16 protein-coding genes are annotated in these 14,331 nt (G+C 63.3%); 12 read left to right on the top strand and 4 right to left on the bottom strand.

Annotation, left to right across the window (positions count from 1 at the left end; genetic code table 11):
- Window positions 1-78: 78 nt before the first annotated feature.
- Complete coding sequence (locus tag ACZ41T_RS01665; protein WP_464922751.1) at window positions 79-456, bottom strand: VOC family protein; 378 nt, start codon at window positions 454-456, stop codon at window positions 79-81.
- Window positions 449-1,354 carry a DMT family transporter gene (locus tag ACZ41T_RS01670; RefSeq protein WP_464922752.1) on the bottom strand — a complete coding sequence of 302 codons (906 nt, stop codon included), beginning with the start codon at window positions 1,352-1,354 and terminating at the stop codon, window positions 449-451. Before ACZ41T_RS01670 ends, ACZ41T_RS01665 begins: the two co-directional genes overlap by 8 nt.
- A 40-nt stretch (window positions 1,355-1,394) precedes the next feature.
- Between ACZ41T_RS01670 and dapC the strand changes: the two genes are divergently transcribed.
- The 8 genes from dapC to ACZ41T_RS01710 all read left to right on the top strand — a co-directional run bounded on the left by dapC (window position 1,395) and on the right by ACZ41T_RS01710 (window position 7,356).
- Window positions 1,395-2,591 (top strand): succinyldiaminopimelate transaminase, encoded by a 1,197-nt coding sequence (dapC, locus tag ACZ41T_RS01675; protein WP_464922753.1) that lies wholly within the window; start codon window positions 1,395-1,397, stop codon window positions 2,589-2,591.
- A 60-nt stretch (window positions 2,592-2,651) separates the two neighbouring features.
- Window positions 2,652-3,491, top strand: a complete 840-nt coding sequence (gene dapD, locus ACZ41T_RS01680; protein WP_464922754.1) for a 2,3,4,5-tetrahydropyridine-2,6-dicarboxylate N-succinyltransferase — start codon at window positions 2,652-2,654, stop codon at window positions 3,489-3,491.
- A 167-nt stretch (window positions 3,492-3,658) separates the two neighbouring features.
- Window positions 3,659-4,435 carry a M48 family metallopeptidase gene (locus ACZ41T_RS01685; protein ID WP_464922755.1) on the top strand — a complete coding sequence of 259 codons (777 nt, stop codon included), beginning with the start codon at window positions 3,659-3,661 and terminating at the stop codon, window positions 4,433-4,435.
- A complete protein-coding gene (locus ACZ41T_RS01690) occupies window positions 4,435-4,788 on the top strand; it encodes a DUF4870 family protein (RefSeq protein WP_464922756.1) in 354 nt (117 codons plus the stop codon). Before ACZ41T_RS01685 ends, ACZ41T_RS01690 begins: the two co-directional genes overlap by 1 nt.
- Before the next feature lie 30 nt (window positions 4,789-4,818).
- A complete protein-coding gene (locus ACZ41T_RS01695; protein ID WP_464922757.1) occupies window positions 4,819-5,748 on the top strand; it encodes a L,D-transpeptidase family protein in 930 nt (309 codons plus the stop codon).
- On the top strand, window positions 5,745-6,290 hold the full coding sequence (locus ACZ41T_RS01700) for a YcbK family protein (protein WP_464922758.1): 546 nt from the start codon (window positions 5,745-5,747) through the stop codon (window positions 6,288-6,290). The genes ACZ41T_RS01695 and ACZ41T_RS01700 overlap by 4 nt, the downstream gene beginning before the upstream one ends.
- Window positions 6,291-6,448: 158 nt before the next feature.
- Complete coding sequence (locus ACZ41T_RS01705) at window positions 6,449-6,838, top strand: DUF2934 domain-containing protein (RefSeq protein ID WP_464922759.1); 390 nt, start codon at window positions 6,449-6,451, stop codon at window positions 6,836-6,838.
- Window positions 6,839-6,858: 20 nt separating this feature from the next.
- Window positions 6,859-7,356 (top strand): hypothetical protein, encoded by a 498-nt coding sequence (locus ACZ41T_RS01710; protein WP_464922760.1) that lies wholly within the window; start codon window positions 6,859-6,861, stop codon window positions 7,354-7,356.
- 71 nt (window positions 7,357-7,427) lie between these two features.
- Here the strand turns inward: ACZ41T_RS01710 and ACZ41T_RS01715 are convergent, their stop codons facing one another.
- Window positions 7,428-8,777, bottom strand: a complete 1,350-nt coding sequence (locus tag ACZ41T_RS01715; RefSeq protein WP_464922761.1) for an ATP-binding protein — start codon at window positions 8,775-8,777, stop codon at window positions 7,428-7,430.
- Window positions 8,778-8,781: 4 nt separating this feature from the next.
- Window positions 8,782-9,474: a response regulator gene (locus ACZ41T_RS01720; RefSeq protein WP_464922762.1), complete on the bottom strand. Its 693-nt coding sequence runs from the start codon at window positions 9,472-9,474 to the stop codon at window positions 8,782-8,784.
- Between the two features lie 166 nt (window positions 9,475-9,640).
- Between ACZ41T_RS01720 and ACZ41T_RS01725 the strand changes: the two genes are divergently transcribed.
- The 4 genes from ACZ41T_RS01725 to ACZ41T_RS01740 all read left to right on the top strand — a co-directional run bounded on the left by ACZ41T_RS01725 (window position 9,641) and on the right by ACZ41T_RS01740 (window position 14,196).
- A complete protein-coding gene (locus ACZ41T_RS01725) occupies window positions 9,641-10,381 on the top strand; it encodes a Crp/Fnr family transcriptional regulator (protein ID WP_464922763.1) in 741 nt (246 codons plus the stop codon).
- 336 nt (window positions 10,382-10,717) lie between these two features.
- The gene (locus tag ACZ41T_RS01730; protein WP_464922764.1) at window positions 10,718-13,213 is read left to right on the top strand and encodes a molybdopterin oxidoreductase family protein; all 2,496 of its coding nucleotides are present in this window, start codon (window positions 10,718-10,720) and stop codon (window positions 13,211-13,213) included.
- A 17-nt stretch (window positions 13,214-13,230) separates the two neighbouring features.
- Complete coding sequence (locus ACZ41T_RS01735) at window positions 13,231-13,692, top strand: hypothetical protein (RefSeq protein ID WP_464922765.1); 462 nt, start codon at window positions 13,231-13,233, stop codon at window positions 13,690-13,692.
- Window positions 13,693-13,854: 162 nt separating this feature from the next.
- Window positions 13,855-14,196, top strand: a complete 342-nt coding sequence (locus ACZ41T_RS01740) for an MOSC domain-containing protein (protein WP_464922766.1) — start codon at window positions 13,855-13,857, stop codon at window positions 14,194-14,196.
- The last annotated feature ends 135 nt before the right edge of the window (window positions 14,197-14,331 follow it).

The following is a 14,331-nucleotide window of genomic DNA, read 5'->3' on the forward strand; positions in this document are numbered from 1 at the left end:
GTACAACCCTTAACAGTTTGAGTCAGCCCCGATCGGTTAAAGGCCCCAAGTCGACAGAAGCTCGAAGCCCGCCACCTGTCAACTGACTTCAACGAACTCCAGCGTGTTCGCATCCGGGTCCCGGCAGAACAGCGCCGCCCGCCCCGACTGGCTGGCGGTGTAGCGCACCCCTGCCGCATCGAGCCGGCTTTTCAGCGCGGCTATATCCCTGACCGCCAGCGCGATGTGGCGGTCGCGGCCGCCGTGCTCGGGGCGGGTCGATCCCACATCGGGATTGGGTAACTGCATCAGGTGCAGCTGCTGGCCGTTGCCGAGTTCGTACCACTCGCCGGGGTAAGGCAGGTCGGGACGATTCGGGTACACCTGCAGCCCCAGCACCGCTTCGTAGAAGCCCCTGGCGCGATCGAGATCGGAAACCAACAGGCCGGCGTGGTGCAGTGCGCAAACATCAGGCATGGGGGTTCTCTTTCGCCTGGTCGTCTTCCATGTGACCGGAGAACAGGCTGGCGGCGACGATCATGATGGCGCCCACCCACTCCTGCAGCCCCATGCGTTCCATCGACAGGAAGTAGGCCGCGACTGCCGCCACCACCAGTTCGAACAGGAAGATGACGATGGCCTGGTTGGCCGGGACGCGGGCGAGGCCGTACTGCACCGCGTACGTCATGCTGCCAATGGCGAGACCCACGCCCAGCAGGAGCAGCCAGACGCCCCACCCCGCCTGTTCGATGAAATCAAGCTCGCCGGGATAGCGCCACAGCCCGATCAGGGTCAGCACCACCACCCCGGCCCAGATCGACACCGACTTGGCGCCTTCGGTGACGCCGCCGAGATGGCGGCTGATGACGTTGCTGAACGCGAACATCACCCCGGCCGACAGCGCCAGCCATTCGGCGCGGTTGGTCGGCAACGGCAGGTCGCCGCCGGGCTGCCACAGCATGACCATCGCACCACCCGCCGCCAGAACCATCACCGCCCAGCCGCCGCGGTTGAGCTTTTCATGCAGCAGGATTCGCGCGAACACCACTGTCCACAGCGGCGACAGAAAAAACAGCAGCAGCACGCGCACCACCTCGCCCTGCAGCATGGCCAGCACGTAGGCCAGATTGGTCCAGCCCGCCGCCAGTCCCAGCGCGGCCAGCCACATCCAGCGGCTGCGCGCCCGCTGCAGCTCGCGTCCGTGCAGCCAGCCGAGCGCGAGCAGCGGCACGGCATAGGTGAAGAGGCTCGATGCAATTCCGCCGACGCCGGCTTCGTTGAGCAAGCGGTAGGGGTACCACATCATTCCCCACAGGGTGGCGGCATAAATCAGACTGCCGATGGCAAGGGTGCGCTGCAGGGGAATCGGCGGCATGGGGCTTTATAATGTGTGGCTTTAGTTAAATTCCGTTGCGATGAATCCGCGTCTCGAACAACTCCACCCCTATCCGTTCCAGAAACTGCGCGAGCTGTTCGCGGGGGTGACGCCGAATCCGGATCTCGCGCCGGTCAACCTGTCGATCGGCGAACCGAAACACCCGACGCCGCAGTTCATCAAGGATGCGCTGGTCGCCGGCCTCGGCGGGCTTTCGAATTATCCCATCACTCAGGGCTCGGATGCGCTGCGCGAGTCGATTGCCGCGTGGGCCGGGCGCCGCTACGGGGTGAAGCTCGATCCAGCGACCGAGGTGCTGCCGGTGAACGGCTCGCGCGAAGCGCTGTTCGCTTTTGCCCAGGCCAGCGTCGATTCGAGCCGTCACGGCCGCCGCGTCGTTATTTCACCCAACCCGTTCTACCAGATCTACGAAGGCGCGGCGCTGCTGGCCGGCGCCCGCCCCTTCTTCCTCAACACCCTGCCGGAAAACGGCTTTGCCATGGACTGGTCGAAGGTGCCGCAAGACCTGTGGGGAGAAGTGAATTTGGTTTATACCTGCTCGCCCGGCAACCCCACCGGCAAGGTGATGTCGCTGGCCGACTGGAAGGAACTGTTCGACCTCTCCGACCAGCATGGCTTCGTGATCGCCGCCGACGAATGCTATTCGGAAATCTATTTCAACGAAGCTAGCCCGCCGCTGGGCGCGCTCACCGCCGCGCAGCAGCTCGGCCGTGGCCTCAACAACCTGATCGTGTTCAATTCGCTGTCCAAGCGTTCCAATGTGCCGGGTATGCGCTCCGGCATGGTGGCGGGCGATGCCGCGCTCATCAAGCAGTTTCTGCTGTACCGCACCTATCATGGCAGCGCGATGGGTCCGGTGGTGCAAACCGCCAGCATCGCGGCATGGAACGACGAGACGCACGTCATCGAAAACCGCCGCCAGTACGCCGAAAAATTCGCCGCGGTGATGCCGCTGTTGAAAGACGTGCTGTCTTTCGACGCCCCCGACGCCGCCTTCTATCTGTGGGCGCGGGTGCCGGGCGGCGACGATGCCGTGTTCGCGCGCGACCTGTATGAAACGCAGCATGTGACCGTGCTGCCCGGCAGCTTCCTCGCGCGCGACGCCGCCGGCGTCAATCCGGGCCGGGGCTTCGTCCGCATCGCCCTGGTCGACAGCCTGGATGCCTGTGTCGAGGCCGCCGGGCGCATCGTCCGCTTCGTGGGCGAGGCTGCATGAAACCCACCAATTACCGCCCCATTCGTTAAACATCCCCTACCCAACAAAAAGGAAACCCTCATGCAAGACCTGCAAAAAATCATCGAAGACGCTTTCGAGCGCCGTGCCGAGATCACTCCACGCAATGTCGAACCCCAGGTCAAGGACGCGGTCATGGCCGTGATCGATCTGCTCGACATGGGCGAACTGCGTGTGGCCGAGCGCAGCCAGGATCCAAACGATGGTGGCCAGAACTGGATCACTCACCAGTGGTTGAAAAAGGCCGTGCTGCTGTCGTTTCGCCTGGAAGACAATGCGTTCATCAAGGGCGGCTTCACCAACTACTACGACAAGGTGCCAAGCAAGTTCGCCGACTTCAACTCCAGGGATTTCCGCGAAGGCGGTTTCCGCGTAGTACCGCCGGCGGCCGTGCGCAAGGGTTCCTACATCGCCAGGAACGTCGTACTGATGCCAAGCTACGTCAACATCGGCGCCTACGTCGGCGAAGGCACCATGGTGGACACCTGGGCCACCGTCGGCTCCTGCGCGCAGATCGGCAGGAACGTGCACCTGTCCGGCGGCGTCGGCATCGGCGGCGTACTCGAGCCGGTGCAGGCCAACCCCACCATCATCGGCGACAACTGCTTCGTCGGTGCGCGTTCCGAAGTGGTCGAGGGCGTGATCGTCGAGGACAACAGCGTGATCTCGATGGGCGTCTACATCGGCCAGTCGACCAAAATCTACGACCGCGAGACCGGCGAAGTCACCTATGGCCGCATTCCCTCCGGCTCGGTGGTGGTGTCCGGCAACTTGCCGTCCAAGGATGGCAGCTATAGTCTGTATTGTGCGGTGATCGTGAAGAAGGTCGACGCGAAGACGCTGTCCAAGGTCGGCATCAACGAACTGCTACGCGGAATTTGATTCCGGCCTTGGGAAAACGCTGATTAATTCGATATGGCCGTCATTGCGCAGCGAAGCAATCCAGCGTATTGATCAAGCGGGCATTTCTGGTTTGCCGCGTTGCGCGCGGCATGACAAGGGAATGGACTTGTCCGGCCCGATCACATGATCTGCTTCAAGGAGTCGCCATGAAGAAATACCCGCTCATCTCCACCGCCCTGCTCGCCGCCAGCCTGGTCGCCTGCCAGGCCAACCCGGTGTCCGGCCGCCAGCAACTGGTGCTGGTGTCCGAGGAACAAACGCAGGCCTCGTCGGCCGAGGCTTACACGGAAACGCTTAGCGAGGCGCAGAAGAAAGGCAAGCTCAGCACCGACGCGGCGCTGAACAGCCGCGTCAAGCGCATCACCGACCGCCTGATCGTGCAGGCCGGCAACATGTATGCACCCAGCCGCGAGTGGAAATGGTCGGTCGCGGTGATCGACGAACCCACGCTCAACGCCTGGTGCATGCCCGGCGGCAAGATGGCGATCTATACCGGCATCGTCCACAAGCTGAAACTCACCGACGACGAAATCGCTCAGATCATGGGCCACGAAATCGCCCACGCCCTGCTGGGGCATGGACGCGAGCGCATGTCGCGCGCCATCGCCATGCAGGGCGGCATGCAGATCGGCTCCGTCCTCGCCGGTCGCGACCTCAGCGGCCTGGCGCCGGTGGCCGACCTCGCGCTGACCCTGCCCCACAGCCGCGCCAGCGAATCCGAAGCCGACCGCTACGGCATCGAACTCGCCGCCCGCGCCGGATTCGACCCGCGCGCCGCGGTGCGTCTGTGGGAAAAAATGGAGGCCGCCAGCGGCGACGGACCGCCGCAGTTCCTCAGCACCCACCCCGCCTCCGGCAATCGCATCCAGGCGCTCGGCGCGCTGGTGCCGCAAATGATGCCGATTTACGAGAAAGCACGTTGATGAACATGGACCTCACTCCCGCCACAGACGAAAAAATTGCAGGCCTCAAAACCCTGACCATGGTGATTTATGCGCTGTACGCCGTCTCGCTGTTTATCGGCGTCACCGCCATCGTCGCCATCGTGCTGAACTACATCAAGCGCGAGGACGCCCAGGGCACCTGGCTGGAAAGCCACTTCAGCTGGCAGATCAGGACCTTCTGGTGGGGCCTGCTGTGGCTGGTCGTCGGCGCAATCACCTGGATCATCCTGATCGGCTGGCTCGTCTGGGGCGTGGCCAGCATCTGGTTCATCTACCGTATCGCCAAGGGCTGGCTCAACCTCAATGACAACAAGCCGATGCCGCTTCAATAGCGGCGCGACATCCCGTTGCTGCCGGTTCGGATGATCCCGGCACGACGGATTGCGGGTGCGGGCCGCCTGTTCGCCTGCATCCTTGCAGGCCTCAGCCTTCCGGCCCTGGCAGGCGGCCTGCCGCCGCTTGCTCACAGCGTGACGGGCGGCTACACCGAATACACCATTCAGTCCGGAGACTTCCTGATCGCCATCGGCGCCCGCTTTGGCGTGGCCGCCACGCTCCTGGCCCTGCAGAACGCCATTCCCTACGATGCCATCATCTACCCCGGTCAGCGCCTCTATATCCACAACCCCCACATCGTCCCGGCGGCGCTCGACGACGGCATTCTCATCAACCTCCCGCAGCGCATGCTGTTCCACTTCAGCCAGGGCAAGCTGCGCGCGGTCTATCCGGTCGGCCTGGGCAAGCCCAGCTGGCCCACGCCGCAAGGCGAGTTCAGGATCGTCTCGCGGGTGAAGAACAAGCCCTGGCTGGTGCCGAAATCCATCCAGGAAGAAATGCGTCGCGAAGGGAAAGTCGTGCTGGAGGAAGTGCCGCCCGGTCCCGACAATCCCCTGGGCGCCCACTGGCTCGGGCTGAGCATATGGGGCTATGGCATCCATGGCACCATCGCCCCCGCGAGCATCTACCAATTCCGCAGTCATGGCTGCATTCGCCTGCATCCAGACGATGTGGCCGAACTATTCGACCAGGTGAAGGTCGGTACTCAGGGCTGCCTCGTTTACCAGCCCGTCCTCCTGGCGGTGGTCGAAGACGGCCGCATCTTGCTCGAAGTCCATCGGGACATCTACAACAAGGGCATCGACCCGGCGCAGATCGTGCGCGACATGGCCGAAGCCAATGGCTTGTACCATGCTGTCGACTGGATCGCGGTGGACGCGGTCATTGCGGCGCAGGACGGCCTTGCCCGCGAAGTGGGCCGCCTCGCGCCTTATGAATTGAAGGGAAATCCATGAAACACATGATCAGCCGACGCAAATTCCTCAAACTGGGCATGCTGGCTGCCGCTCTGCCGGGCGCCGCATTCGCCGGCCAGGGACTGTCCGAATCCGAGCGCCGGCTCGGCTTCCTCAACCTGCACACCGGGGAAAAGGCCGACCTGCCCTACTGGATCCAGGGCGATTACGTGCCGGAATCGCTGGTGGAAATCAACCGCGTCCTGCGCGACCACCGCACCGGCGAGGTCGCCGTCATCGATACGCAGTTGCTGGACCTGCTGCATCGCGTCAATGGCGCACTCGGCGCTTCCCGGCCATTCCAGGTCATTTCCGGCTACCGTTCGCCGGCCACTAACCGGATGCTGGCCGGAAACAGTTCAGGCGTCGCCAAGCGCAGCCTGCATATGGAGGGCAAGGCCATCGACATCCGCCTGCCCGGCGTCCCGCTGGCCGACCTGCGCCGGACCGGACTCATGCTGAAAGGCGGCGGCGTGGGCTATTACCCGGGCTCCGACTTCGTGCACCTGGACGTCGGGCGCGTGCGGACCTGGGGCGGCTAGCAGCGCCGGCTCAACCTCTCCCCGTAAAGCCCGGTTCGCGGCCTGCCTTTTGAAGCAGGCCGTCCCCCGACGCACCTTTCCGCTTTTCGCGATTCCCGCCGTACGGAACAGCCGCCAGCGAAGCGACTATATTTAAACTGGTGGTGTCCGGTTACCGCGTGGATACCGCGGCGCAGGGGCACAAGGGCGCTCCGCATGCGGGCCCGGCCCGTTCGCCCCATGCCCCTCATCTTTCAACGATAGAGGACGAAAACATGGCTAGACAGGCAGGCAAACCCGCCAACCCGAAAGGCGCTTCGGAAACAACCTTTTGGCAAGGCGCCTTCGACCTCGATCAGCGCGAGGCGATGATTCGCGATGCCGCCTACTACCATTACGCAAAGCGCGGCCACGCCCCCGTGCATGGCTTTGACGACTGGCTTGCGGCCGAAGCCGAAATCGAGCGTCGGATGGCCGAGTCTCCCGAATTCCCGCCGGACGCCCCTTGCTCGGCGCCAGGTCGGAACGCTGCATTTCCTGCCATGAGCCAAAAGAGATCAGGCGTCTGACAACAGCAGGCCTGCCCGTCGTGAAGCCGCTTACCTCCGTGCCTTTCCATCAGAAGCTGACCAGCCAGGACTGCGTGGTCTGCCATAGCGATCACTCAGGGGTGAGGCGCTACCGGCAACATGGACTGTTCAAGCACGCCCTGCTGCAGAAGGCGACGCTTGATCAGTGCCAATCCTGTCACAAAGCGCCAGTCGATCCGCTGCATGAACGAATCAGCGGAACCTGCAGCCAGTGCCACAGCCAGGAAAAGTGGACGCCGGCGACCTTCGATCACGACAAGTATTTCGCGCTCGACCGCGACCACACGACCCGCTGCGTGACCTGTCATGTGCGCAACGACTATCGGCGCTATACCTGTTACGGCTGCCACGAGCATACGCCAGGCGACATCCGCCGCGAGCACATCGAGGAAGGCATTCGCGATTTCAAGAATTGCGTCGAGTGCCACCGCAACGCAAACGAGGATGACATTCGCGGTGAATTTGGTGAAGGGGGCGATGGCGGTGACGACGATTGAGCGTGTTGGCCTTGATTCATTCCGCCATGCGGGCGGCGAGGGCGGATTCTGATTGCCGGGTGACGCCCGCCTCAACCATTAGCCGGGAAACGTACCCTGGCCCCGAGGCCACTGCCTTCCAGGCCCTCGCCGAAGACCAGTTCGGCGCCATGCAGTTCCGCGATGCGTCGCGCGATGGACAAGCCGAGGCCGACACCTTCGACAGCTTGGTTGCCGAAGCGATGAAAGCGCTGGCCGAGCATATCCCGCTCCTCCACCGCCACGCCGGGGCCATTGTCCGCCACCGTCAATACCACGTATCCGCCCTCCCGGGCCAGGCCCACCCGCACCCTGCCAGCGTCGGGCACGTAGCGAATGGCGTTGTCGATCAGGTTGCGCAGCAATACCCGCAGCAGTTCGGCATTGCCGGTCAGCACGCAGTTCGGTTCAGTGTCGGTCTTCACCTGGATGCCCCTGGACTCGGCCTGGGGCGCCAGCCCGGCAACCACGTCATGAAGCAGGTCATCGAGGTTCACGTTCGCATCCGGCTTGTCGGCGGTCTCCGCCCCCAGCCTGGCCAGGGCCAGCAACTGCGCCACCAGATGCGTCATTCGGCTGGTTCCGCCCAGGGCCTTGGCGATGGCCGCCTGCCGTTCTTCCGGGTCCGGCGTGCGCTCGGCCACCTGCAGCTGGGCGCGCAGGGCCGCGATCGGCGTGCGCAGTTCGTGGGCCGCATCGCTGGTGAAACGGCGCTCCTTGTCCATGGCCATGCGAATGCGTCCGAAAAGCTGGTTCATGGCGCGGACGGGCGGTCGGAGTTCCCTCGGCAGCCCGGCTTCCGGCAGTTCGTCGAGGCGTTGCGGGTCGCGCCCGGAAAGGTCGGCTGCCAGGACATGCAAGGGTTTGAGCCCCCGGCGGATGGCCAGCAGCAGCAACACGGCCAGGATCGGCACCGCCAGCAGGTAAGGCGACATGTTGCTCAGCGCGATCTGGCTTGCCAGTTCCTGATGGATATGCAGATCGTTGGCTGCCAGGACGACGTAGCCGTTGTCGCCCCTGGCAACGAAGAAGCGCCATGCATGCCCCGTCAGGGTGACTTCCGAATAGCCGGACGGTTTCACGCCCTGCGGCCAATGGTGCGGCGCCTCCGGGGAACGGAGCATCAGGCGGGGGGCGCCCCTCATGTCCCATATCTGGAACATCAGCTTGCTCTGGTAGGGGTGGGCCTTGATGTCCGGCAGCCGCACCTCGTCATCCCGCCCCTCGTGGGCCAGGGAGAGCATGATCTGGGCGTACTGGACCAGCTGGGCATCGAGCAATTCATCGGCCTCGTGCAGCGCCCGCCGATAGCCGGTCCATCCGCTCACCAGTTCGACGGCCAGCAGCGCCCCCAGCACCAGCAGGATCAGGCGCGACTGGATGGAAGATGGCCGGGTTGTCATCGCTTCATTCCATCAGGTAGCCGACACCCCGAACGGTGCGGATCAGGTCCGCCCCGAGCTTGCGGCGCAGATGGTGGATGTGGACCTCGACCACATTGGATTCCGCCCCCTCCCCCCAGCCATAGAGCGCGGATTCCAGCTGGGTGCGAGAGATCACCTTGCCCACGTTGCGCATCAGCATTTCCAGGATGACAAACTCCCTGGCCGAGACCTCCACCGTCTGGCCGTGCACGCGAACGCGCCGGGCCGCGGGATCCAGTTCCACATCCCTGAACTTCAGCAGCGGCGCGCGCGTGCCCGAGCCCCTGCGGGTCAGGGCCCGCAGGCGGGCAGCCAGTTCATCCAGATCCACGGGCTTGATCAGGTAGTCGTCGGCGCCGCTATCCAGCCCGCCCACCTTGTCCCAGGTGGTATCCCGCGCGGTTAGGATCAGGACGGGGATGGCATTGCCTTCCGCCCGCAGAAGGCGCAATACAGCCATGCCGTCCAGGCGCGGCAAGCCGAGGTCGAGCACCAGCGCGGCATAGTCCTCCGTCGCCAGCACCACACGGGCGGATTCGCCGTCCCGCAACCAGTCGACGTTGTAGCCGCAATGGCGAAGACCGGCGGCGAGCCCGTCACCGAGAAGTTCATCGTCTTCCACCAACAGGATGCGCATGGCTTTCTTCAGGAAATCGATCGAATCTGGATTATCCACGCCCGGCTTAAGCCTTGCTTAAGATCATGCTGAAGAATGGGCAGACTGCCGATAACTGGAACCTTTTCTCTCTGACTTCGTTTAACGAGGGTGCGGCAATTTGTCACAATTAATTTGCCAAAATTAAGCGTAAATTAAGGCCCGTATGGAGTTGCTATCTCAACAAATGTTCGCGGCAATCAATGTTGCCGGACCTTGCCTCGACAAACCGGCCGACAATCGTTGCAAGACCTGCATCCTGGACAGTTCCGATTATTTCAGCACCCTGAGTCTGGAAGTGAAGCGCGCCCTGCAGGAATTTCTGCAGTTCAAGTCCTTCGATCGCCGCGCCCTGCTTTATCGGGAAGGGCATTCCGGCGAAAATCTGTTCATCCTGATGTCGGGCGAAGTCAAGATCTACAAGTCCCTGTCCAACGGGCGCCAGCAGATTCACAAGCTGGCCGTCATCCCCGGCGATCTGATCGCCTGCGAGGATATCTACCTCGACAAGTACAGCAGCTCAGCCGAGGCCATCAGCCCGGTCACCATCTGCTACCTGCCGAAAGCGCATTTGCAGAGTGTCATCAGCCGTCACCGGGAGATTCCGGACGCCCTGATGCGCTCCATGGCGCGCAACCTTAATTCCTATATCCGCAACATCGCAAACCTGGGCCAGAAAAATGCGCTGGAGCGGGTTGCGTCCTACCTGCTGTTCCTGCACGAAACCCACCATGAACGCAATCTGCACAGCGAGGAGCTGCGCGAATCCCTGACCCGCACCGAACTGGCCGACATGATCGGCGTAACCCAGCGCACCCTGATACGCGGCCTGAAGAAACTTGAAAGCGACAAGGTCATCGCCCTGGTCAAGGATGGCTTCCGCATCCTCGATCAGAAGGCCCTGGAATATCTGAGCGCGGGCGGCTGAGCCCCGGCTTCAGGCGCAACCCATTGCGGACCCGGTCCGCACCTCTCCCAAACGGGGCGGACGCCCCACCCCCTTCTTCGTGTCTTGGCGCCTGCGGAATCGTATTCCGCGATCACGTCGCCGCCACATTCTGAAAATTTTTTCAGGTTTTTAAAAACCTAGAAAAAGCACCTCCGCTGACATTTGTCATCGTCATCCCCCTGTAATATTTTTAGTATTAAAAATCCTTAAGGGGACTTAAGAGAAGTTTAAGAAAAAACCACGCCGCCGACCAGCCTTTTGACGGAGAAGCGCTTGCCGGCGGTTTCATCGCAACGATTTGAGGAACAGGTCCACATGGCGACTCACAAACACGATCGGCACCCTGTAAAGGTGTTCACTCAGACCGAGCTGAAGGAGCTCAAGCAGGAGCCGCAACTCTGTAACCACGAACGGCGTACATTCCTCAAGTGGGGCGCGCTGCTGACCTCGCAAGCCATTGTCGGCGGAGGCGTGCTGAACCTGCTGACCGGCGAGGAGGCGATGGCCGACGATACCTTCGTCAATGTGGTCAGTTGGGTGAAGTCGGTGTGCGGCTACTGCTCGGTGGGTTGCGGCCTCGAAATCGGCATCAATGCCGCCGGTACGGCGGTGGCGGTGCGCGGCAATGCGGCGCACCCGACCAATGCCGGGCGGGTCTGCGTCAAGGGCCTGTACGAACACAAAATCCTGGCCGACCAGGACCTGCGGGTGGGCAGCCGCGCCAAGTATCCGATGAGCCGCGACGCCAGCGGCAACTGGCAGAACATCACCTGGGACGAAGCCACCACGCTGCTCGCCCAGAAGATCATCGAGGCGAGCAACACGGCCGGTCCCGATTCGGTGGGCATCTACAACACCGGCCAATGGACCATCGAGGAATACTATTCCATGGGCAAGCTGGGCAAGGGCGCCATCAAGACCAGCACCATGGACTCCAACACCCGCCTGTGCATGGCGGCGGCGGTGTACGGTTACATGAGCACCTTTGGCTCCGACGGCCCGCCCGGGTGCTACGACGACATCGAGAACACCGACTGCTTTTTCCTGATCGGCACCAACCCGGCCGAAATGCACCCGCAGGTATGGCGGCGCATCATCCAGGCGCGCCGTTCGGCGCGTGCGCCCAAGATGATCGTGGTCGACCCGCGCCGCACCGCCACCGCGCGCAGCGCCGATCTTCACCTGCAGCTCAGGCCCGGCACCAACGTGGCGCTGATGAACGGCATCCTGCAGCAACTCATCGCCAACAACTGGATCGACAGCGCCTACATCAATGCGCACACCCGCAATTTCTCTGCACTGGCGGCCAAGGTCGCGGCCTACACGCCGACCTACGTTGCCGGCATCACCGGGCTGGCGGCCGTCGACATCCAGACCGCGGCGCAGTGGATCGGCCAGTCGCCCGAAGTGTGGTCGATGTTCATCCAGGGCGTATACCAGTCGATGGGCGGCACCGACACGGTGCGACTGATCTGCGCCATGCACCTGATCACCGGCACGATCGGCCGCCCGGGCTCGGCGCCCTTCTCCATCACCGGCCAGGCCACCGCCATGAGCAACCGCGAGGCCGGCGGCTCCTCGGCGCTGGCCGGCTACCGCAATTACTACAACCCCACCCACATCGCCGAACTGGAACAGCTGTGGAACGTGACGCCCGGAACCATCCCGCCGCACGGCACCACGGTCGTCACCTCCGACATCGACCTGCAGCCGACCATTCCCAGCATGGTCGACATGATGCGCAAGGGCACGCTCAAGGTGTACTGGGTGGCCTGCACCAATCCTTCGGTCACCCTGCCCGACCTGGACAAGTATCACGACTACCTCAGCTTCAGTAACCCGGCGCGCCCCTTCGTGGTGGTGCAGGACATCTTCGACCCGATGGAATCCATGCACTTCGCCGACCTGTTCCTGCCGGCGGCGCAATGGGGCGAGAAGACCGGCACCTACACCTGCTCCGAGCGTCGCGTCAACCTCGGCCGGCAGGCAGTGCAGCCGGTCGGCTTCGATCTGCGACCGAACTACGGCGCCTATTCCGACCTCGAGATCATCAAGATGGTTTCCGACAAGCTGGCGGCATTCGACTTCCGCTTCCGCGATCAGGCCGGCGGTTCGCTGGTGAAAAGCGCCGACCCCGAAACGGTGTTCAACGAATGGAAGCAGGTGTCGACAGGCAAGATCTGCGACATGAGCGGCATGACCTACGCCAACATCGCCGCCAACAGCGGCATTGCCTGGCCGTCGACGCCCGCCAACGTGCTGGGCGGCAAGCGCCTGTACGCAGATGGCCTGTTCAACACCAACTGGGGCCGCGCGCAGTACGGCAAGACCCCGACCGCCGCGTGGATCGATCCGGACGGCCTGAGCCGCGCCTACCTGTGGGCGGTGGACTACGTGGCGCCGCCCGAGGTACCGAATTCAACCTACCCCTTCTGGCTCAACACCGGCCGGGTCATCGAGCATTTCCACTCGCGCACCAAAACCAAGCGCGTGGCGCAGTTGCACGAGATGGCGCCGGAGAACTACGTCGAGATCAGCACCGCCGACGCCAGCGCGCTGGGCGTAGTCACCGGCAACCTGGTCAAGGTAACCTCGCGCCGCGGCGAAATCGTGGTCAAGGCAAAGGTCACCGACACGGTGAAGGCGGGGGCGGTGTTCATCCCCATGCACTTCGGCGACCTCGACCCGATCGACGTGGCGGAGAACAACGGCCGCAAGGTGTCGGTCAACCGGCTGACCATGAACTACGTCGACAAGGATTGTGGCCAGCCCATCTACAAGCATTGCGCCGTCAAGCTGTCCAAGGCATAAATAAGGAATCCAACATCATGATGCTATCCAGAACATTCGCGTCGATTTCCAAGGTCTTTCTCGCCGGCCTGCTGCTGGCCAGCGCTTCGGCGTGGTCCGCCCAAAGGGGCGGCGGAGGCACGACCAGCGGCGTCTTGCCTGGCGAGGACACCAGCTATGCCATCGAGAAGGAGTACTCCTGCCTCACCGGCGGCTGCCACGAAACCAACACCCAGCTGCTGACCGAGCACGCTGGCTCGCTGATGACCCACGCCATGGTCAAGTGCAACGCCTGCCATGGCACCCATACCGCCTCGCAGCTGGGGCTGCCGAAACCCAATCTCACCGGCTACTATCCCGGCATCGGCGCAATCGGCTACGTGGTGGGCAAGGACCGCTGCCTCACCTGCCACAGCGCCCAGCTCCTTAGCGCAGCGGGGCATCGGAGCAACCCGAGCGAGTGCATCAGCTGCCATACGCCGCACATGTTCCTCAAGTAGCAGCCTCAGCATATTTCCCGGCAAGACCGGGAAATATGCTCCGCAAGCAGGACAGCAGCGGAGGCTCTCTGCGCTGCGCCTGCTTTTTTGTTAGCATCGACGTCACATGCGTGCTTCCACCGATTTTTGCCGTCATCAAGCCCGTTTTGCAGGGGCCGGACTGTGAATGACCTGCCGCCAGTCGCGGCAATCCAGCTCCTGGTCGGGCGGGCGCAGCCCTTTGGGCCCAACGGCGAACCCAGCGCCATCGACAAGCATCCTGTCGTGTACCCCTTGAGGCTCACCGCAAACGGCTTCGAGGGCGACGAGCAGGGCGACCCCCGCCATCACGGCGGCCCGGACAAGGCCGTGCACCACTATCCGGGGGAACACTACGCCGCATGGCGCCTCGAACTGCCGGAACTGCTGGCGGAACGATTCGGGGTCGGGGCCTTCGGCGAAAATCTCGGCACCGACTGGTCGCGCCGTCTGAACACGCCCGCAAAACAGGCACGGCGTCAATAAATGACGCAACCTTTTCTGACAGGTCGAGCTTCCAGACGCTAACGCCCGCTCGGGCCCGTTGCCGCAGCAGCACCGGCACCCTTACCTACCAGATCGGCACCCGCCATGCCGGCACCACGCTGCGCCTGGCGGTTC

This window comes from Thiobacillus thiophilus (assembly GCF_055378705.1).